Annotated in this window: 17 protein-coding genes; 5 read left to right on the top strand and 12 right to left on the bottom strand. The window is 58.7% G+C overall.

All coding sequences use genetic code 11. From position 1 onward, the window contains the following. Positions 1-78: 78 nt before the first annotated feature. Together AC2TEL_RS13325 and hemB are read right to left on the bottom strand one after the other, a co-directional pair. Complete coding sequence (locus AC2TEL_RS13325; protein WP_480840040.1) at positions 79-651, bottom strand: lipid-binding SYLF domain-containing protein; 573 nt, start codon at positions 649-651, stop codon at positions 79-81. 142 nt (positions 652-793) lie between these two features. Next, complete coding sequence (gene hemB, locus AC2TEL_RS13330) at positions 794-1,792, bottom strand: porphobilinogen synthase (RefSeq protein WP_480840038.1); 999 nt, start codon at positions 1,790-1,792, stop codon at positions 794-796. A gap of 120 nt (positions 1,793-1,912) precedes the next feature. On the opposite strand from hemB, the gene AC2TEL_RS13335 reads away from it, so the two are divergent. Beyond that, the gene (locus AC2TEL_RS13335; RefSeq protein ID WP_480840037.1) at positions 1,913-2,440 is read left to right on the top strand and encodes a component of SufBCD complex; all 528 of its coding nucleotides are present in this window, start codon (positions 1,913-1,915) and stop codon (positions 2,438-2,440) included. A gap of 19 nt (positions 2,441-2,459) precedes the next feature. Then, entirely contained in the window at positions 2,460-5,915 is a 3,456-nt protein-coding gene (gene mfd, locus AC2TEL_RS13340; RefSeq protein ID WP_480904431.1) for a transcription-repair coupling factor, read from the top strand. On the opposite strand, the gene AC2TEL_RS13345 is transcribed toward mfd, so the two are convergent. From AC2TEL_RS13345 to AC2TEL_RS13365, 5 genes are all read right to left on the bottom strand, one after another. Continuing rightward, positions 5,912-6,589, bottom strand: coding sequence for an SH3 domain-containing protein (locus AC2TEL_RS13345; RefSeq protein ID WP_480904434.1), 678 nt, complete (start codon positions 6,587-6,589; stop codon positions 5,912-5,914). The two genes, mfd and AC2TEL_RS13345, sit on opposite strands and share 4 nt — an antisense overlap. Beyond that, entirely contained in the window at positions 6,586-8,250 is a 1,665-nt protein-coding gene (locus AC2TEL_RS13350; RefSeq protein WP_480904437.1) for a hypothetical protein, read from the bottom strand. Before AC2TEL_RS13350 ends, AC2TEL_RS13345 begins: the two co-directional genes overlap by 4 nt. Before the next feature lie 57 nt (positions 8,251-8,307). Further along, on the bottom strand, positions 8,308-9,516 hold the full coding sequence (locus AC2TEL_RS13355) for a multidrug effflux MFS transporter (RefSeq protein WP_480840029.1): 1,209 nt from the start codon (positions 9,514-9,516) through the stop codon (positions 8,308-8,310). A 74-nt stretch (positions 9,517-9,590) separates the two neighbouring features. Then, positions 9,591-10,250 (bottom strand): DsbA family oxidoreductase, encoded by a 660-nt coding sequence (locus AC2TEL_RS13360; RefSeq protein WP_480904439.1) that lies wholly within the window; start codon positions 10,248-10,250, stop codon positions 9,591-9,593. Next, on the bottom strand, positions 10,247-11,764 hold the full coding sequence (locus tag AC2TEL_RS13365) for a class I adenylate-forming enzyme family protein (protein ID WP_480904442.1): 1,518 nt from the start codon (positions 11,762-11,764) through the stop codon (positions 10,247-10,249). Before AC2TEL_RS13365 ends, AC2TEL_RS13360 begins: the two co-directional genes overlap by 4 nt. Before the next feature lie 65 nt (positions 11,765-11,829). Between AC2TEL_RS13365 and AC2TEL_RS13370 the strand changes: the two genes are divergently transcribed. Further along, positions 11,830-12,453: a helix-turn-helix domain-containing protein gene (locus AC2TEL_RS13370; RefSeq protein ID WP_480840024.1), complete on the top strand. Its 624-nt coding sequence runs from the start codon at positions 11,830-11,832 to the stop codon at positions 12,451-12,453. On the opposite strand, the gene AC2TEL_RS13375 is transcribed toward AC2TEL_RS13370, so the two are convergent. Both AC2TEL_RS13375 and AC2TEL_RS13380 read right to left on the bottom strand, forming a co-directional pair. Continuing rightward, positions 12,450-12,677 carry a hypothetical protein gene (locus AC2TEL_RS13375; protein ID WP_480840022.1) on the bottom strand — a complete coding sequence of 76 codons (228 nt, stop codon included), beginning with the start codon at positions 12,675-12,677 and terminating at the stop codon, positions 12,450-12,452. The two genes, AC2TEL_RS13370 and AC2TEL_RS13375, sit on opposite strands and share 4 nt — an antisense overlap. A gap of 637 nt (positions 12,678-13,314) precedes the next feature. Then, the gene (locus AC2TEL_RS13380; RefSeq protein WP_480904445.1) at positions 13,315-15,129 is read right to left on the bottom strand and encodes an extracellular solute-binding protein; all 1,815 of its coding nucleotides are present in this window, start codon (positions 15,127-15,129) and stop codon (positions 13,315-13,317) included. A gap of 293 nt (positions 15,130-15,422) precedes the next feature. Here AC2TEL_RS13380 and AC2TEL_RS13385 point away from each other — a divergent pair, with 293 nt between their 5' ends. Together AC2TEL_RS13385 and AC2TEL_RS13390 are read left to right on the top strand one after the other, a co-directional pair. Beyond that, positions 15,423-16,196 (top strand): 3-hydroxybutyrate dehydrogenase, encoded by a 774-nt coding sequence (locus AC2TEL_RS13385; protein WP_480904448.1) that lies wholly within the window; start codon positions 15,423-15,425, stop codon positions 16,194-16,196. 48 nt (positions 16,197-16,244) lie between these two features. Continuing rightward, the gene (locus tag AC2TEL_RS13390) at positions 16,245-17,270 is read left to right on the top strand and encodes a patatin-like phospholipase family protein (RefSeq protein WP_480904451.1); all 1,026 of its coding nucleotides are present in this window, start codon (positions 16,245-16,247) and stop codon (positions 17,268-17,270) included. On the opposite strand, the gene AC2TEL_RS13395 is transcribed toward AC2TEL_RS13390, so the two are convergent. The 3 genes from AC2TEL_RS13395 to AC2TEL_RS13405 form a co-directional block, all read right to left on the bottom strand. Then, positions 17,271-17,948: a DUF502 domain-containing protein gene (locus tag AC2TEL_RS13395; protein ID WP_480840015.1), complete on the bottom strand. Its 678-nt coding sequence runs from the start codon at positions 17,946-17,948 to the stop codon at positions 17,271-17,273. A 64-nt stretch (positions 17,949-18,012) separates the two neighbouring features. Further along, positions 18,013-18,927, bottom strand: a complete 915-nt coding sequence (locus AC2TEL_RS13400) for a pseudouridine-5'-phosphate glycosidase (RefSeq protein WP_480840013.1) — start codon at positions 18,925-18,927, stop codon at positions 18,013-18,015. Beyond that, a complete protein-coding gene (locus tag AC2TEL_RS13405; RefSeq protein WP_480840011.1) occupies positions 18,924-19,817 on the bottom strand; it encodes a PfkB family carbohydrate kinase in 894 nt (297 codons plus the stop codon). The genes AC2TEL_RS13400 and AC2TEL_RS13405 overlap by 4 nt, the downstream gene beginning before the upstream one ends. Between the last annotated feature and the right edge of the window lie 60 nt (positions 19,818-19,877).

The raw sequence follows: 19,877 nt of genomic DNA on the forward strand, positions 1-19,877 counted from the left end.
CGCGAAACGGCCCAAAAAACTCAGAACCCCGCCACGTCACACGGCGGGGTTCTTCAGAGGGGGAGTGGTGTCTTGTGTTTACGGAATGATGCGAGTGTATTTGGTGCCTTCGACCGTGGCTCCGAATTTCAGACCCGCCTGCCCGAAGACAGCGGCCAGAACGGGTTTGCGCAGCTGCGTCGTGTCGGTTGACAGAGAGTCTCCGGTTGCATCGACCACGTAACCAATATCGGCCCCGGCGGTCCAACCGCTGGAACGGCGGAAGTCGTTCAACGCTTCTTCGGTCATGAAAAACAGAACATGCGCGTATTGCTGCGCGCCGATCTGCAGGCCTGCGCTGCCCGAAATGGCCGAATAGTAGTCGACGGTTGCACCCTGAATGCGCAGCGCGCCCTGACCATAGGCGCCGCCAAATATGAACCCGGCCTCGGTGATCAGCGGCATGACCAGCATACCATTGGCTTTGTTGGCGATTTCGACGGTATTGGGGTACTTGCTGTACATTTCGTTCAGCGTGGCGTCGACGCGGGCGTCGATCGCCGCCGCGTTGTTATTTCCGACCCCGTTACCGCAGGCGGCGGTCAGGGTCAGTCCGGCCATGCCAAAAGCAAAGCCGCGACGGCTCAGTCGGGGGGTATTGGAACTGCTCATGTTTCCTGTCTCTGTAGATGTGCCTGATTTGCCGGGTGATCCCGATCTTGTGTGCAAGAATACGCCGATTGCCTTGGTATGTCACGGGAAAGCTGCCCCGCAGCGCTGAGCCATCGGCGAAAAGTTGCGAAATGGCAGGGTTTTAGCCTTGAAGGATTCGGGCAACCTGCGGCGCGAAGTAGGTGAGGATACCGTCGCACCCCGCACGCTTGAAGGCCAGAAGGCTTTCCAGCATGGTCTTTTCACCGTCGATCCACCCGTTCTGAGCCGCTGCCTGTATCATCGCGTATTCACCGGAAACCTGGTAGGCGTAGGTCGGTGCGCCAAAGGCGTCTTTGACTCTGCGACAGATGTCCAGATAAGGCATGCCGGGTTTGATCATCACCATATCCGCACCTTCGGTGAGGTCCCGTTCGATCAGGCGCAGCGCTTCATCCGAGTTGGCCGGATCCATCTGATAGGTCTTTTTGTCACCTGTCAGCGCGCCCGACGCGCCGACTGCGTCGCGGAACGGGCCGTAAAAGGCGCTGGCATATTTGGCTGCATAGCTGAGGATCATCACATTGTGATGGCCCGCCGATTCCAGCGCCTGCCGCATTGCGCCGATACGTCCATCCATCATGTCCGAGGGCCCGATGATGTCGGCCCCGGCCTCAGCTTGTGCCAGCGTCATCTTTACCAGCGCCTCGACCGTCCGATCGTTCACAATCTCGCCATCCACGACATACCCGTCGTGACCGTTGATGTTGTAAGGGTCCAGCGCGACATCTGTCATGACAGCGATATCGGGGGCGGCAGACTTGACAGCCCGGATCGCGCGGTTCGACAGGTTTTCGGGGTTCCAGGCCTCGGCACAATCTTCGGTTTTCAAGGACGGGTTTGTATAAGGAAAGATACAGATCGCCGGTATGCCCAGTGCCTGCGCTTCGACGGCAGCCTCGGCGATCAGATCAACCGAGCGGCGCATCACACCGGGCATCGAAGGCACGGGTTCTTCGACCCCTTCGCCATCACGCACGAAGACAGGCCAGATCAGGTCGTCAGTTGTCAGCGTGTTTTCTCGCACCAGGCCTCGGATCGCCTGCGTTTGGCGAGCCCGGCGAAAGCGAGCGAGGGGATAGGGGGCGATGGTCGGTTTCATGTCGCGCTCTCCTTGAACAATTGCGCATTGGGTGGCATGAATTCGTCGTGGTCTCAAGGGTATCAATGGACGCGCCGGTGCGATGCAAGGCCCCAAGGACGGTGAACAAAGGGCTGACGCTTGGACTTATATTCTTCGATCTTCGAACTCATCGATATGCGCAGCTTTTCGAATCTGTGGTATTGGATCGGTCTGGCGGTGCTCTGGTCCATGGCCAGCCACTGGTCGATGGGGGTGCCTTATGATCTTGTTGTCCGGGCGCGTCGTGTCGGCGGACAAACCGAGCAGGATCTGCTGGACATATCTCGTATCAACGCCAACCGGCTGCTTTACATTGCAGATGTCTCTGGCCTGGTCATCATGGCGATTGTCTGCTTCATTTTTACCGGCCTTGCCACGCTGGGGTTCTACTATGGCGTTGAGTTCGCGCAGGCAGTTTTTTTGTTGCTGTTTCCCTTGTGTTTCGTGGCATTGATCAATATCACCGCCGCCCGGCGGCTGAAACGGCAGGAACCAACGGTAGAGATCGTCTCGAAAACTTTGACGCGCTGCCGGATTTTCACTCAGATCATCGGCATGGTGTCGATTGTGATCACGTCGCTTTGGGGTATGTACCAGAACATTTCGATCGGCGTTCTGGGCTGGTAGTAAACGAAAGGGCGCGGCAATGCAGGCTCCGAACCACGTAACAGTCGGCGGCGCCCCCGAAGGGTTTGACGCACAGCTTGTTCTGAACGAAGTCGCCCGCTCGGGCGGGTCGGTCTGCCATGTCGCCCGCGATGACAAGCGGATGGAGGCGATGCGTGCAGCACTTGCCTTCTTTGCGCCGGATATCCCCGTCTTTGTGTTTCCCGGTTGGGATTGCCTGCCTTACGACAGAGTATCACCCAATGCGGATATTTCCGCTGCCCGGGTTGCAACGCTGGCCGCACTGGTTCACCAGATGCCCAAGGAATTCGTACTGCTGACCACGCTGAACGCTGTAACTCAGCGCGTACCGGCACGGGATGTCCTGCGTGAGGCTGCGTTTACCGCGCGCGTGGACCATCGCATCGATGAAGACGCGCTGCGCGCATTCTTGGTTCGGATGGGATTCACCCAAAGCCCGACGGTGATGGAGCCCGGAGACTATGCGATCCGGGGCGGGATCATCGACATTTTCCCTCCGGGTGAAACTGGGCCCGTTCGCCTTGATCTGTTCGGAGACGTTCTGGACGGTGCCCGCCGTTTCGACCCGGTATCGCAGCGTACGACCGAGAAGCTGGGTGTCGTCGAACTAGCCCCGGTCTCCGAGGTCATTCTGGATGATGCTGCCATCACGCGGTTCCGCCAGAACTACCGCATCGAGTTTGGTGCCGCCGGAACCGATGATCCGCTCTACGAAGCGGTCAGCGCCGGTCGCAAGCATCAGGGTATCGAACACTGGCTGCCATTCTTTCACGAAAACCTTGAGACATTGTTCGATTACCTTCCGGGTGCCACGATTTCACTGGATGATCAGGTCACACCGGCGCGATTGGCGCGGTGGGACAGTATCGAAGACCAGTACGAAACGCGGCGTCTTGCACTGGAAAACCGGTCGCGCATGGACACGGTTTATAAACCGACCCCGCCAGGCCTTTTGTATCTGGACGATGACGCGTGGACCCAGGCCGTGAGAGACCGGCGTCTCATGCAATTCAGCCCACTGCCGCAGGCCAGCGGACCTGGCGTGATCGACGCGGGTGGGCGGATCGGGCGCAACTTTGCGCCCGAGCGGCAGCAGGAATCCATCAGCCTGTTTGGCGCTCTGGCAACCCATATCACGGACAAGATGGCCAACGGCCCGGTCCTTATTGCATCTTATTCTGAAGGGGCCCGCGAACGCCTGACCGGGCTGATCGAAGACGAAGGACTGGCCGAGGCGATCCCGGTCACCGATGGCACCCGTGTCGGTAAGCGCGGTCTGCATCTGGCCGTCTGGGCTCTGGAACATGGGTTCGAAACGCCCGGCCTGACCGTGATCGCGGAACAAGACGTGCTGGGCGATCGCCTGATCCGACAGCCCAAGAAACGCCGCAAGGCCGAGAACTTCCTGACCGAAACCCAGTCGCTCAGCCCCGGTGATCTGGTTGTGCATGTGGACCACGGAATCGGGCGTTATCAGGGAATGGAAGTTGTGACGGCCGCTGGTGCCGCCCATGAATGCCTGCTGCTGGAATATGCCGAACAGGCAAAGCTGTATCTACCAGTCGAAAACATCGAACTGCTGTCGAAATACGGCCATGATGAAGGTTTGCTCGACCGTCTGGGCGGTGGCGCGTGGCAGGCCAAGAAGGCCAAGCTGAAAGAGCGCATCCGCGAGATGGCGGACAAGCTGATCCGCATCGCGGCCGAACGTGCCCTGCGAAAAGCGCCGGTTATGGACCCGCCACCGCACGCTTGGGAAGAGTTCAGCGCCCGGTTCCCGTATCAGGAGACCGATGATCAGTTACGCGCCATTTCGGATGTGATGGAAGACATGCATTCCGGTGCTCCAATGGATCGTCTGATCTGCGGAGATGTGGGTTTTGGCAAGACCGAGGTCGCCATGCGCGCAGCTTTTGTAGCGGCCATGTCCGGCGTACAGGTAGCAGTCGTAGCACCTACAACCTTGCTGGCGCGTCAGCACGCTTCCAGCTTCAAAGACCGTTTCCGAGGCTTCCCGCTGGAGGTGCGCCAGCTTTCCCGTTTTGTCTCAGGCAAAGAGGCACAACAAACCCGTGATGGGTTGGCGCGCGGCACGGTGGACATTGTAATCGGCACTCACGCGTTGTTGGCAAAAGGGATACGTTTCAACAATCTCGGGCTTTTGATCATCGACGAGGAACAGCATTTCGGCGTGGCGCATAAAGAACGGTTGAAGCAGCTACGCTCGGACGTGCACGTCCTGACCCTGACCGCGACACCGATCCCGCGGACCCTGCAGCTCAGCCTTACCGGTGTACGCGATCTGTCGATCATCGGTACGCCGCCCATCGACCGTTTGGCCATCCGCACCTATGTCAGCGAATTCGATGCGGTCACCATCCGCGAAGCGCTGCTGCGTGAACACTATCGCGGCGGGCAGAGCTTCTATGTGGTCCCGCGCATCTCGGACTTGCCCGAAATCGAGGAGTTTCTGAAGGAACAATTGCCGGAACTTACCTATGTGGTCGCACATGGTCAGATGGCAGCCGGAGAACTCGACGATCGGATGAACGCATTCTATGACGGCAAGTATGACGTGCTGCTGGCCACGACGATTGTGGAAAGCGGGTTGGATATTCCGACGGCGAACACAATGATCGTTCATCGCGCCGATATGTTCGGGTTGGCGCAACTCTATCAGATCCGGGGCCGAGTGGGGCGGTCCAAGACACGGGCATACGCCTATCTGACTACCAAGCCGCGCGCGCGATTGACGCCCGCCGCCGAAAAACGCCTGCGTGTTCTGGGCTCGCTGGACACGTTGGGCGCGGGCTTTACGTTGGCCAGTCAGGACCTCGACATTCGCGGCGCGGGCAACCTGTTGGGCGAGGAACAGTCCGGCCAGATGCGCGACGTCGGCTATGAGCTTTATCAGTCGATGCTGGAAGAAGCGATTGCCAAGATTAAAGCCGGTGAGATGGAAGGCCTCAGTGATGCCGATGACCAGTGGGCGCCGCAAATCAATCTGGGCGTACCAGTTCTGATCCCCGAGGACTACGTGCCCGATCTGGACGTGCGCCTGGGGCTCTACCGCCGTTTGTCGTCGCTTTCAACCAAGGTCGAACTGGAAGGGTTTGCTGCCGAGTTGATCGACCGCTTCGGCACATTGCCGAAAGAGGTGAACACTCTGATGCTGGTCGTGCGGATCAAGGCGATGTGCAAACGGGCTGGCATTGCCAAGCTGGATGGTGGGCCGAAAGGGGCAACGATTCAGTTCCACAACGACAAGTTCGCTTCGCCTCAGGGTCTGGTCGAGTTTATTCAGAACCAGCGTGGGCTTGCTAAAGTCAAAGACAACAAGATTGTCGTGCGCCGGGACTGGAAAAAGGACAGCGACAAGATCAAGGGTGCCTTTGCCATCGCTCGTGATCTGGCGGAAAAAGTCGTTGCTGTGAAAAAGAAAGCGAAAGCCTAATCTCCGGTCACAAAGGTGCAGAGTTGCCAGTCGCCCGTTTCGGATTTCACAAACGCCGCGCGGTAACCGACCATGGACCACAAAAAATCTCGGTGCATGTAGCCCGCGGTTCCGTCTGTCAGCAGCACGCGCTGGTATTCCTCATCCGGCAGGTAGTTCGGAACGATCACTACCTCATGGCTGATCAGGCCCGAAACCGCCCCTTCTCGCGATGGGTCCTTTCGAAGAGAGACGTTTTCACCGTTAACGAAGTAGGCCGTGAACGGATCGAGTGAAGCAGGCAGGGTGATTTGCCATTGATGCGGCATCCAGAATTCGCCCTCATCGTCGAAATAGCCGGGCTGCGACAGGGTGTTTTGCAGAGCAGTCCAAAAAGATTCGCGCAGGTCGTCGGCCTCGGACCGGAATTCTTCGGCCAGCGTTTCCGGGGGGACCGTCAGGTTGAGGCGAAACTCTTCCGGGCCGCCGTTGCTTCCGTGGCTGAGGTAGATGTCCGGGCAGGCCGCGGCGACGACGAAGTCCGTGTCACGCGCCTTGACCCGGTCTAGCAACGTGGTTCGGAATGCAACCAGGGAGGGGTCGCGTTCAGCTTCATCAATCGGAGTGAATTTCTGCCGTTCCGCCAAAGCGGGTCCGCAAATCAGGGCCGCAACAACAGATATTGCCAATTTCATTCAGCGGCCCTCATCGCGGCCTGAGCGCAGAAACAGGACGCTGCAACGGCTTGGTCAGCGCGTGCCAGAGCCAGATCCAGCCTTTGCCTAATCTGCTTGATTTCAGTGTTTTCCCCGCGTTCCCTTAGGCAGTCGTGCAGACCCTTAAGGCTCCAGACATTGTCGGGATGGATCGATGCGCGGCTAAGGCTGCCGCCCAGTCCAAGGTCTTCGCGATAGATCGCCTCGGCTTCGGCTACATGCCCCTGTTCGAACAGCAAGGCACCCAGAGCGTGCCGCGTTGGCTGCATCCAACCCCACGGTTCGTCATAGGGCAAGGTGTCGTCCAGTTCGACCGAGCGGCGCAGGTGGGCAAAGGCCATTTCATAGTTTCCTTTGCGGTACTCAATTTCGCCGCGCAGCATTTCCGTTGCAATTTCAAGCAGATCAATGACGCGGTTATTGTGCAGCCTGCGCGTTTCAGGGACACAGGTCTTGGCAGCGAGGAACAGGTTCTCCTCAGCTTCCGCCTCGGCGATCTGTCCCGTAGCAGCATAGGCGATCGCCCGGGCATAGTGCGTGGTGGCTGTCAGGGTACGATAAAGATCCGGGTCGGACGGAAGTTCGAGCTTTTTGGCCTCTTCCCACCGGCCAAAGCGGATCAGTATATGCGGGCCCATGGACATGTAGCTTTCGAAGTAGTCGGCCATTGGCGGGCTTTCGATACGCAACATCTCTTCGGGCGTCGTGTCCCAAAGCCCGCGATTTGCGCGCAGGGCCGGTTCCATCTGGCCCAGAAACAAGGCGCCATAGAGGGCAAAGTGATAGTTGTGCTGACGATAGCCGGTGTAGATGTTGAACGCGCCCTCGCGCTCGTAATATTTCAAATCAGCTTCGGTCGCCTTGGCGTTCCAGTAGGCAACATTGTGGTAGTGGCCGCACAGAACGTCGATATGCGTGGGCATGTGCACCAAATGTCCGGCATCCGGCACCAGAGTGCGCAAGACGTCCCCGGCTTTCAGCGCCTTTTCCGGGGCCGGCGACATTTCCATCAGGTGAACGTACAGGTGCAGAAGGCCTGGGTGGGACATGGCGTCGGGGTCGTTGGCCATGGCCCATTCCAGCGCCTCTTGTGCCTCCAGCGTCGCGGCACCCTCGGCAGGTTGGCCGCTGTTCAGGTCCCACATCTGCCAGGGGGTGAGGTTCAGCAGCGCCTCGACATAGATTGTACGCAAGTCCAAGTGATCCGGTTGATCCGCAAAGGCCACGCGCATAGCGTCGGCGAAATCATAATCCCACATGTGCATGTCCGGGATCGGGTCGCGCTGAGGATACCGCGCGGGCAGGGCGCGGATCAGGGCCTGCTCGACCGGCGTTCCGCGATCAGCCAGAGCCAGGGCCTTTTGTGTGGCGTCATACGCGGTTGCCAGCGCCTTGGTTTGACCCTGCTCATCGCGCAAATCCCACGGCAGGTTGTAGTTTGGGCCAGCGGCATAGGCGATGCCCCAATACGACATGGCGCACTCGGGATCATGTTCTGCAGCGCGCTGAAAGCAGGCGACGGCCTCGTCGTGGTTGTAGCCATAGGTCCACACGAGGCCCCGGTCGAACCAGCGTTGCGCTTCATCCGAAGGTGTTGTCACCGCACAGGAATATGTGCCGAGGTCGTAATCATAGCTCATCGAAATCCTCCCCTCGCATTGCGCGCAGGTTAGCGCGTTTCGAGGGGGCTGGACAGATCAGGCGGGCAGTCTGTTTTCGATCCGCCCCATATGCAGCATGAGCCCGAAGGCGAGAACGCACATGGTCAGAACTCCGGTCGTCAGTGGCCCGATCGAGCCATCAAACAGCAAGCCGACCGGTGCGGCAATCGCCGCAGCGAGCACCGTCGAGATCGATCCGATAACCGAGGCTGCCATGCCGGCGATATGACCCATCGGCTCCATTGCGATGGCGTTCAGGTTGCCCATAGTCACGCCTGCCATGAAAAAGACGGTGGTTTGCCAAAAGACGAACAACGCAAAAGAAGCTTCGGGGGAAAGGTTCGCCATGTTTAGGACGATCACACACGATGTGATCAGAATTTGGCCACCAAGCGCCCAGGTCACAATCCGCCGCATACCCAAGCGCACGACAATGGCTGCGTTCAGCAAGCTGGCCGAACCTGACATCAGCGCTACAAAGCCGAACCAGAACGGAAAGCTCTCGGCGCGGTCATGAATGACGTCGTAGACCGGTTGCACCATGGTCAGCATGGTAAAGAGCATCCCCATGCACAGCGTCTGAACCAGAATGGACAGCCGGACTGTGGGATGGGCAAACATCTCTTGCACTGCCGCGATCATCAGGGGCAGGCGAAACGGGCGACGGTTTTCGGGTGGCAATGACTCGGGCAGGCGGACAGTCATCCACAGAACGATGACCAGGGCGAACAGAATGAACGACACGAAAATACCGCGCCAGCCGACCAAAGCGATGACGCCTGCACCCAGCATCGGCGCGATGGCGGGAACGAGGGTGAAGATCATCATGGCAATCGACACGATCCGCGCCATCTCGCGGCCGGCGTACAGATCCCGAATGATGGCCATGGCGACAACGCGCGGCCCTGCGGCGCCCAAGCCCTGAACGATGCGCGCTGCCAGAACCAGTTCAAGCGACGAACTGGCCCAGGCCACAGCAGAAGCCAGGATGTACAGTGCTGCACCGCCATAAATCACAGGCTTGCGTCCGACGGCGTCCGAAATGGGACCGGTAAAAAACGTACCGATCCCCATGCCCAGAACGAAAGACGTCAGGATCAGCTGCGCCTTGTTGACGTCATCCGGGCTGAGCTGCGCGCCGATTTCGGGCAGCGCGGGCAGCATGGAATCGATCGAAAAGGCGATAGTCGCGAACATCATCGCGATCAGGGCAACGAATTCACCCCGAGACATGCGATTGGTCATAGGAGACTCCTTCCCGTTCGCGCTAGCACGACAAGACGGGTTGGGCTAGGTGAGAAAACGCACAGGGCTATGTGCTATTCTGCAGGGGAAGCCTCAATTTGAGACATGATCTCGGAGATCACTTTTCCCCAAAGCTCAGGGGGTTGCGCACCAGGTACAGCGTGTTGGTTGGCCACAATAAAGGTCGGTACCGAGTTAACACCCATTTGGCGCGAATGGCTGTCGCGGTTGCGAATATCTTCGCGGTCGGCATCCGATTTCAGCAGTTTCAGCACCACGGCAGCATCCATTCCTACACTGTCGGCGATGTCTGCCAGGACCTCGTGATCGCCAATGTCGCGGGCTTCGACAAAATAGGCATTGAACAGGGCATCGACGACGTCGCTCTGCTTGCCTTCAATCCCGGCCCAGTGGATCAGTCGGTGGGCGTCCAGCGTATTCGGCGTGCGCTTCATCCCTTCGAAATCGATTTTCAAACCCGCATTTTCTGCATGTTCGACCACAGGGGCATAGGCGCGCACAGCGCCTTCCTTGCCGCCGAATTTCTGTTCCAGATATTCCCGGCGGTCCATTCCGCCCTCGGGCATGTCGGGGTTCAGCTGAAACGGATGCCACTCGATCACGAAGGGGTGGTTCGGAATGTCCGCCAAGGCCTTGTCCAGATGTGTTTTGCCGATGTAGCACCATGGGCAGATAGGGTCGGACATGATGTCGAGTTTCACGGTCTGGGTCATAAGGACGTCGCCTTGAAATAGGCCGGCAGGGCGCGGCGCAGGAGTTTGCCGTTGCCACCAGTGGGCAATGCGGGCAGGTGAACATAGACGCGCGGTTGCTTGTAACGCGCCAGCTTGTCGGACACATAGGCGTGCAGGGCGGCCTCGTCCAGTTCTTCGGGGCCGGTGTAAAAGGCCGCTATCACAAATGTGTCCGGTTTGATCTCGATCGCCGCGGCCCCGGCTTGCACTATGCCCGGGTGATGCGAGAGTACGGCTTCGACCTCGACCGGTGACACCCGATAGCCCCCCGCGTTCATCATGTCGTCGTCGCGACCGAGATAGGAAATCTGCCCGTCGACGGCCATGGCCCCCTGGTCACCGGTCACGAACCAATCGCCCTGCATCCGAGCCTCAGCCTCGTCCGGAGCATTGAGATAGGTCAGCATCAAGCCAGGATCGTCGCGGTGGATCGCAATTGTACCTTCCTGTCCTTGCGGCACAGGGCCGTCGGGCCCGAGGATTGCCACGCGGCGGCCGGGTTGGGGCTGTCCTAACGAGTCGCCTCGTGCGGGATGTTCAGGGCAGGACGAGATGAATGTTGAACACTCGGACATGCCGTAGGCTTCGTAAAGCTCGGTTCCAGTGGTTTGCGTCCAACGTTCGTGCAAAGGGCGGGACAGCTTTTCACCTGCACAAAGCCCGTGCCGCAAATCGGGAAGGGCGGGCAGGTGCTGTTGCTGTAAAATCTTGCGGAACACGCCCGGAGCCGCGGCGAAAATCGTGGCCTTATGGGCGTGCAGCAATGCGGGAAGTTCGGCCAGATCTGTGCCCGGCTCGGGGATGAGCGCGGTCGCACCGATGGTCCATGGATCCATGAGTCCGGTTCCCAGCGTGTAGGTCCAGTTGAACGCACCCGCGTGACACAGGCGGTCGGTTTCGCGCAAGCCGTACCAACCGTCCACCATCATCTGCCGCGCCCAGATCGCCCGGTGGGCGTGGGCTACGGCTCGCGGCTTTCCCGAGGTGCCGGAAGTATAGACCACATAAGCCAGCCGGTTCGGGTCCCCCATTGCAAATTCGGCAGGCGGCAAGTCACGCATCGCGGTCAGTCGATCCAGCCCAATTTTGTGCGGGTGGGATGCGCAGGCGATGGCCGGGTCATGCAATACCGCCGCTGGGGACAGGTCCGAGATCATTCGGGCGGTTTCCGGTTCGGTCAGTTGCGCCGAGGTCGGCACCGGAATAATCCCGACAGAAATGGCGCCTAGATAGGCGATTGGAAATTCGACTGTATTTCCCAGCCGCATCAACACGATGTCTCCGGGATGCAGACCGGTCTGCAACAACCCTGTTCCCGTGCCAAGAATTGCCGCTTGCAGCGCGGCATAGCTCCAATTCTCGGCGCCTTGTGCTTTGAGGATCGATAGGGCGGTCTTGTCCGGAAAAGCCGACGCGTGACGCAGAACATGTGCCGCCATGTTGAATGGCGCAGGGCAGGCGGGCGGTGGGCCCTGATCAAAAACCGAAAGCATGGCGATTGGCTATCGCGACCGCTGGCGCGTTGCAAGCGCGCAGCACTGGCCCTATAGAGTTGGCCATGACATCAAGCGACCCGAAATCCCTGATCCGCATTGCCCGCGATAATGGTGCCGATACTCATGTCGAACCTCTGGATCTCGGCGCCCGGGTGCGTGAACTGCGCAAGGCGCGCAACTGGACGCTGGAACAGGCGGCAAGTCAGGCCGGATTGGCGCGGTCGACCCTCAGCAAGATCGAAAACGGGCAGATGTCACCCACTTACGATGCACTTAAGAAGCTGGCGATCGGATTGGAGATCTCGGTGCCGCAGCTTTTCACGCCACCGCAGCGCGACCAGGTGATCGGGCGTATGGCGGTGACGAAAATGGGTGCCGGCACGGCCCATGCAACGGCAACATATGAACATGAACTGCTGGCAGATACGCTGACGAAGAAGCAGATGCTGCCTTATCGTGCCCGGGTCCGGGCCCGGTCAATGGACGAATTTGATGGATGGGTGCGCCATGACGGCGAAGAGTTTCTGTATGTGCTGACTGGAATCGTGCGCCTATACACCGAGTTCTATGAACCCGTGGAGATGCGCCGCGGGGACAGCGCATATTACGACGGCAGTATGGGCCACAATGTCATATCCGTAAGCGATGAGGACGCAACGATCCTTTGGGTAACTTCGCTGACTTAAAGCCGATTGGCTTCACGGTTCAGCGACTCGGTAAACAGAAAATCTTCAAGCTCTTCGTGCGCTTCGTTCACGGTCAGATGGTGGCGTTCGGCAAGATAGGCTTCGAACTGTTTTCGGTCCTTCCGAACGCGCGCCATATCTTTATCGCGCAGGTTCGGAAACCTCCGTTTTGCGCGCGCGTAGGCCGCACCCCAATCTTGCGTCAGATCAGCCCAGTTTAACATCTGCGAGCCTTCCTTTAGTTCCGGTTTCAGGACTGCTCTCCCCTAAACAGGGTACGTATGAGTTGTGTGCTCCGCTTACATGACAAAATGTCGCACCCTGACGTCACGTAAGTGTCACAAATAAAAACCCGCTGCGGAGATACCGCAACGGGCAGACGGACCTGCAGTTAAGTGAGTGGCGGCCGGTCCGTTTATTCCAAGGCTTGAAGCCCGGATTCAAAACTATGTGCCCGATAAATACAGCAATAATCTGCCTCACAATGATAATCGGACTTCGCGCAACGTATATGCCTGTGGATATATCCGTAAACCCCCTAGCGAAAGTTTCGACTGGATCGGCAAAGATTGTGGGAGGCACCTACCTGTGCGAAATGCATGCGGAAATCCCACAAAATCTGGTGCCGTATCCCATATGTGCCGAATTCCGCCGAAGGTGTTTGCTTATCGGTTTGTACTTCGATGATCTTGAACGCCACACCATTACGGATTGGATTGAAGCAAATTTCGGACGTCCGAAGAATCGGCAGCCGGAACTTCCGATGACGGGAACACGGCAACGCTATTAGAGTGGCAGTTTCCACGGTTCAGTGTAATCCGCAAACTCAATGCACTCAGATGCAGACAAGACTTACTCGGATCAGTCCTGATACCACCAGACCTGTGGCATATATTCCGGCCCATCCCCATAGATCGGCAGGGTTTCGGGGAATTTCAGTTCCTTGGCATGGGCAATGCGCCCGACATCAAAGCTCCAGATCGGGATGACATATCGTCCAGCGGTCAACACTCGGTCCAGCGCACGAGTCGCGGCCACGAAATCCTCGTGGCTTTCCGAAGCCAGCATCGTGGAAATCAAGCCATCCACAGCCGGAGATGCCACGCCCATCAGGTTGCGGGTTCCCGGTGTATTGGCGTTTTCGCTGCCCCAGTACAGACGTTGTTCGTTTCCCGGCGACAGTGACAAGGCGCGGCGGAAGATGGTCATGTCAAAATCCAGGGCCGATGTCCGCTCGGTAAACTGCGCGCTGTCTACCTGTTCGGTCGTGACCTGGATGCCCAGGCGCTGCAGGGCGGCAGTGTAGATGTCGATTGCGGTCTGGTTGTCGCTGTCGCCCTGTTGCAGCAATACCGTGATGGTAAACGGGTCGCCGTTTGCATTGCGCAGCACACCGTCCTGAATGGTCCAGCCGGCCTCGGTCAGCAATTTGCTTGCTTTGCGAATGTTGGCGCGGTTGCGGGCCGATCCATCGCCTTGAGGTAAGGTGTAGCCCTCGATCGTGCCGGGTATCAGGCTGTCGGCATAGGGCAGAAGAAGCTCTTTGACCTTGCCGGTTGCCGCGCCCGGTTGCATCGCCAGATCCGAGCCTGAGAAATACGAGGTGATCCGTGGCTGCGCGCCGCCTGTGATCGTGTCATTGATGAACTCGAAATTGAATGCCAGCGTCAGCGCTTCGCGGACGCGCCAGTCATCGAACGGGGCCTTCCGCGTGTTCATCACGAAACCGGTCATGCCCGACGGTTTGCCGTGCGGGATTTCCGTCTTGATTACATCACCGCGCTGGACGGCGGGGAAGCCAAACTGAGTCTCCCATTTGTCCGCGTTGAATTCGCGCACCGCAGACAACTCGCCAGCCTTGAAGGCCTCAAACAGAACTGTGCCGTCACCATAGAATTCGATCCGCATCTCATCCAAATTCATCGTGCCCTTGCGGAAAGGAATGTCGGTGCCCCAATAGTCAGGATTGCGGCGCAGGTTCACATATCGGCCAGCTTCATAGTCATCGATCACGTAAGGACCGGTGCCAACGGGGATGTCGTGCAAAGGTGCGTTGGCAAAGTCCTTACCCTCCCACTGGGCTTTTTGCAGGATCGGGCGCAGGCCGGCGATCAGGGCCAGTTCGCGGTCGGGCTCGTTGAAGGTGATGCGCACGCTGCGCGGACCCGTCTGTTCGATGCTGTCGATCTTGCCCCAAAGCCCGCGATACCGCAGGTGGCCTTCGGTGCCCAATGTCTCATACGACCAGATCACATCCTCGACCGTCACCGGGCTGTCGTCCGAAAATCGGGCGTTTTCACGAAGAGCAAACTCGACCCAGGATCGGTCCGGAGCGGTCTCAACTGATTCGGCTAACAACCCGTAAAGTGTGAAAGGTTCGTCCCAGGACCGGCCCATCAGGCTTTCATGGGTCCAAAACCGCAACTGCCAGGGTGACGTGCCTTTTTGCACAAACGGGTTCAAACTGTTATAGCCGCCGGTGTTTCCGAAAACGACCTTGCCGCCCTTCGGCGCATCCGGATTTGCATAGGGCAAAGACACAAAATCCGGTGGTAGGGCAGGGTCGCCATACATAGCTATGCCGTGGGCCGAATCTGCCAAAGCCAGCGAAGCAGAAAAAACGGCGGTGATTCCCGCGATCACTGGGAGAACGGGGCGGAGATAATTGGCACTCATTTTGGAAACAATCCTGCTCTGGCCTTATTTTGTTTGGGATTCATCGTAGCCATGATTTTTCTTATTATCAAACTTTTAGCTTGGACGATGGCGTGGAATTGCTTATAAAGGATGCACTGCTCGATAGGTTTCTTGCCTGTATGAAACCTGCCTCAATAACTTAACGCCCGCTTCGTGCGGGCGTTTTTTTGTGCAGAATTTGTCTGGGAAAGGCCCCCGGATCATTCCCCGTTTTCTTTGCAGGTGCAGCATGGCACTGTGTCCGCGAATTGAACACGAGAGGGAGAGCGGCCATGAGCCTGTCTGGAAAAACAGCCATCGTTACAGGATCGAATTCGGGGATCGGGCTTGGCGTCGCGCGCGAACTTGCCAGGGCCGGGGCGGATGTCGTTCTGAACTCGTTCACGGATCGTGACGAAGATCATGCTCTGGCTGCTGAGATCGCCCAGGAAACCGGAACCAAAACGCGCTATATCAAGGCCGACATGTCCAGGGGTGAGGAGTGTCGTGCCCTGATCGAACAGGCTGGCGCCTGTGATATTCTGGTGAACAACGCGGGCATTCAGCACGTGTCGGCGATCGATCAGTTTCCAGTCGAAAAGTGGGACGCGATCATCGCGATCAATATGAACTCGGTCTTTCACACGACCGCCGCCGCGCTTCCGATGATGCGCAAGGCGGGGTGGGGCAGGGTCGTCAATATCGCTTCGGCCCATGGTCTGACCGCTTCACCATACAAGGCGGCTTATGTTGCGGCCAAGCATGGCGTCGTTGGAATGACCAAGACCGTCGCTCTGGAGACCGCACAGGAACCGATCACCTGCAACGCAATCTGTCCGGGATATGTGCTGACACCGCTGGTCGAATCCCAAATCCCCGACACGATGAAAGAATACAACATGAGCCGCGATGACGTGATCAAGAACATCATGCTCGAGCGGCAGCCCTCCAAGGAATTCGCAACGGTTGAACAGTTGGGCGGAACGACTGTTTTCCTGTGTTCGGAGGCCGCGTCGCAGATCACGGGGACGGCAATCTCGGTGGATGGCGGCTGGACGGCTCTATAACGTACCGTGGCACTTGCCATCAGCGCTGATCAAAGGGAGGAACGCAGTTTGAAACGCATCAACCTGGCTTTGCAGGGCGGTGGTGCCCACGGTGCGTTCACTTGGGGCGTGCTTGACCGGTTTCTGGATGAAGAAGATATCGAGGTTGCGGCGATTACCGGAACCTCGGCCGGGGCGCTGAATGGCGCCGCATTCAAGTCAGGGATGGTGCATGCGGGGCGTCAGGGCGCGCGGGATTATCTGGACGGTCTTTGGAAACGCATGGGGGCGGTCGGGGATATGCGGATCGCCCACTGGATGCGCGGAGTCGAACCGGCGCATATAGCGCAGGCGCTGGAATATGCAGCTCCGTTTTCGGTGGCCGATGCCTGGTCGCGGCTGGTGTCGCCTTATGCGTACGGACCCTTCTACAAGAACCCGCTGGAGTCGGTCGTGGACCGGTTCAACTTTGATGAGATCTGTGCCGATGACGGGCCCAACCTGTTCGTGTGCGCCACCTGTGTCCGCAGCGGCAAGATCAGAGTTTTTACGGGTCACGAGATTTCAACGGATGCCATTCTGGCCTCGGCCTGTTTGCCGAACCTGTTTCAGGCGGTCGAGATATTCGATCCCAAATCAGGGCGAACCGAAGCTTATTGGGACGGCGGTTATACAGGCAACCCGGCGCTCTATCCGCTGTTCAACGGGGAATTGCCGGACGATGTGGTGATCGTGAATATCAACCCGCTGGAACGGGACGAAGTGCCGAAAACACCGCAGCAGATTCAGAACCGGATCAATGAGATCAGCTTTAATTCGTCGCTGTTCCGCGAGTTGCGTGCGATCAATTTCGTGCAGCGGCTGCTGGCAGAAGGAAAACTGAAGGCCGGAGAAATGAATCGCGTTCTGGTTCACATGATTGCCGATGACGAATTGATGAACGATCTGTCTACGGCGACCAAGACCGTTCCCAATCCGATCATTCTGCACAGGCTGAAACAGGCCGGGCAGGCAGCGGCGCATCAGTTCCTGCGCGACCACAAGGGCGATTTGGGTAAGCGCAGCACCGTCGATCTGCCATCGATGTTCGGCTGATTACTCGGGCGGTAGTGTCGGATCTTTTTCGTTTGGGTACACAAGCCCGGCTGAAATCACCAGTTTTGCCGCGTCTTCGATGGACATATCCAGCAGGATGACATCCTCTTCCGGAAAGAACAGAAGGAAGCCGGACGTAGGGTTCGGCGTGGTGGGGACAAAGACGCTCATCAATCCGCCGCTGGTTTCTGCGCGCTCACTGACCTCACCCTTGGCGGTGGTCGACACAAACCCGATGGCCCAGATGCCCCGGCGCGGATACTGGATCAGACAGGCTTTTTCGAAAGAACGTTCCGTCTGGGCGAAAACGGTTTCCGAAATTTGCTTGATGCCGGAATAGACGGACCGAACCACCGGCATACGGTCCACAAGGCTTTCCGCGAAATGGATCAGCGATCTACCCAGAATGCCCTTAGCGACCCACCCGACCATCACTGTGAAGATCAGGAAGATCACCACACCTACACCACGCAGGTTGATCCCCACATATTCCTGAGGCTGAAACCGCTGCGGCACCAGCGGAAGAACTGCGCTGTCGATCCAGCCGACCACCGACCAGATCAGCCAGACGGTCAGCCACACCGGTGCGATGACGACGATCCCCGTCAGGAATGACGCGCGGAGCCCGGCGAACAAGCCCGGGCGGCGATGCGGTTCTTCGTCAAAGGGTGTATTCATTGCAGTCCTGAGTGATTTGCGGAATTAGTTAAGCAGTCCGGCGCATTGGTACAATAGGGCAGTGTTATGCGGTGCCGTCGGTCAGAGCACGCGCGATTCCGGCTGCGAGCCGCGCGTTGTTCCGAACCAGTGCAATATTTGCGACCAGTGAGCGCCCTTCGGTCTGCTCAAAGATACGCTGCAACAGGTAGGGTGTGACGCCTTTGCCGGTGATCCGATGCGTCTCGGCATCAGCCTGAGCTGAAGCGATGATCGGGGCCAGTTCCTCGGCCGGGATCTGGTCGGTGATCGGGATCGGGTTGGCGACCAATTGTCCGCCGGGTAAGCCGAGCGCGCGGCGGGTGGCGTGAGCTTTCGCAATCATGTCTGCGCTGTCCATCCGAAGCGGTGCCACAAAGGGGGATTTGGCGGACCAGAATGCAGGGAACTCGTCCTGACCATGTGCGATGACGGGAACACCGAGTGTTTCCAGAACCTCCAGGGTTTTGGCGAGGTCCAGTATGGCTTTGGCACCCGCAGCGACAACTGTTACCGGCGTTTGCGCCAGCTCGTGAAGATCGGCCGAGATGTCGAATGACGTCTCGGCGCCCTGGTGTACGCCTCCGATCCCGCCGGTCGCAAACACGTCGATCTCTGCGTAATGCGCAGCGATCATGGTGGCGGCAACGGTGGTGGCCCCGGTGCCGCCTGTGGCGATGCAGGCTGCCATGTCCGCGCGCGAGATTTTGGCCACGCCCTGCGCTGAGCCCAACGCTTTCAACTGTTCCGGTTCCAGCCCGACATGCAACTGGCCTTCAATCACGGCGATGGTTGCCGGGGTGGCACCCGCATCTCGGATGTCTTGTTCCACCTGTGCCGCGACCTCGATGTTCTGAGGGTAGGGCATGCCGTGGGTGATGATGGTGCTTTCCAGCGCGACGATAGGTTGGCCAGCATCCTTGGCAGTGCGGACCTCGTCAGAGTATTGGATGTCGATCACAGTGGGGTTTCTCCGGAGACATAGGTGGCAGCGGCATGCAGGGCGCGGCTCAGGGCCGCTTCGTTATCCGCACCGCTCGATTCTGAAGCGATATGGGCCGCCATGAAAGTGTCGCCCGCGCCCGTCACCCGGGTGACAAGAACGGACGGTGGGGTTTGGGTCAGAACGCCGGAAGCCGAACCGACGGTTGCCGAGTTACCGCCGTCCGTGACCAGGACCCGCAAAGCACCCCGATCCAGCAGACTTTTGGCGGCGCTTTCGGAATCGGTGAATTCTCGCTGGCACAACAAGCCGGCTTCTTCGAGGTTTACATAAAGGGTTGCACGGGCGTGCTTGAGGAAGGGCAGCAGGCGCTCGGCCTTGCCGGGAGAGGCAGGTGCAACCCTCAGGTCGGCGCGGGCGAAGGCCGGGCTTTGGGCGATTTCTTCCAACAGGGTCAACGTCAGGTTGCCGTCTAGCGCGATCGGGCCTTCGAAAGGTGTGTTCTCATACCCCAAAGGACCATGCATCAAGGGGCGCAGTATCTTGGCGCCCGCCGCTTCCAGCGAATGGGCGTCGGCGATGGCCGCAATCAGACCATTTGCGCCCTCGACGGCCATATAGCGGTCGGTCGGCAAGTCTTGTGAACGGTAGACATGATCCGTCACCATACCAAGCCGTGAACAGGCATGGATCAGCTCATCGCCTTCGGGGTCGCGGCCAATGGCCGTCAGAAGGGTTGGCGTCATGCCGAAACGCACAAGGGTCATGGCAATATTCATGGCCACGCCGCCGGGTAGGCGGGTAATCCGCCCCGGTACGTCCGAGCCCTGCCGCATCGCGCTGGCAGACCGCCCGATCACGTCCCACAGGACCGAGCCGATACACAGGATTTCGCTGTTCTGAGTCATGCTGATGTCATGCCGCAGTACCCGTTTCCCTGCAAGTCGGAATGGTACCGCAAACAGCCA

The sequence above is a fragment of the Ruegeria sp. HKCCD9138 genome, assembly GCF_057220975.1.

Bases quoted from the DNA above. Each gene is read 5' to 3' on its own strand.
- AC2TEL_RS13370 (WP_480840024.1), top strand. From the start codon at position 11,830: ATGACATCAAGCGACCCGAAATCCCTGATCCGCATTGCCCGCGATAAT.
- AC2TEL_RS13325 (WP_480840040.1), bottom strand. From the start codon at position 651: ATGAGCAGTTCCAATACCCCCCGACTGAGCCGTCGCGGCTTTGCTTTT.
- AC2TEL_RS13375 (WP_480840022.1), bottom strand. From the start codon at position 12,677: ATGTTAAACTGGGCTGATCTGACGCAAGATTGGGGTGCGGCCTACGCG.
- hemB (WP_480840038.1), bottom strand. From the start codon at position 1,792: ATGAAACCGACCATCGCCCCCTATCCCCTCGCTCGCTTTCGCCGGGCT.
- AC2TEL_RS13345 (WP_480904434.1), bottom strand. From the start codon at position 6,589: ATGAAATTGGCAATATCTGTTGTTGCGGCCCTGATTTGCGGACCCGCT.
- AC2TEL_RS13355 (WP_480840029.1), bottom strand. From the start codon at position 9,516: ATGACCAATCGCATGTCTCGGGGTGAATTCGTTGCCCTGATCGCGATG.
- AC2TEL_RS13380 (WP_480904445.1), bottom strand. From the start codon at position 15,129: ATGAGTGCCAATTATCTCCGCCCCGTTCTCCCAGTGATCGCGGGAATC.
- AC2TEL_RS13395 (WP_480840015.1), bottom strand. From the start codon at position 17,948: ATGAATACACCCTTTGACGAAGAACCGCATCGCCGCCCGGGCTTGTTC.
- AC2TEL_RS13365 (WP_480904442.1), bottom strand. From the start codon at position 11,764: ATGCTTTCGGTTTTTGATCAGGGCCCACCGCCCGCCTGCCCTGCGCCA.
- AC2TEL_RS13350 (WP_480904437.1), bottom strand. From the start codon at position 8,250: ATGAGCTATGATTACGACCTCGGCACATATTCCTGTGCGGTGACAACA.
- AC2TEL_RS13385 (WP_480904448.1), top strand. From the start codon at position 15,423: ATGAGCCTGTCTGGAAAAACAGCCATCGTTACAGGATCGAATTCGGGG.
- mfd (WP_480904431.1), top strand. From the start codon at position 2,460: ATGCAGGCTCCGAACCACGTAACAGTCGGCGGCGCCCCCGAAGGGTTT.
- AC2TEL_RS13360 (WP_480904439.1), bottom strand. From the start codon at position 10,250: ATGACCCAGACCGTGAAACTCGACATCATGTCCGACCCTATCTGCCCA.
- AC2TEL_RS13405 (WP_480840011.1), bottom strand. From the start codon at position 19,817: ATGACTCAGAACAGCGAAATCCTGTGTATCGGCTCGGTCCTGTGGGAC.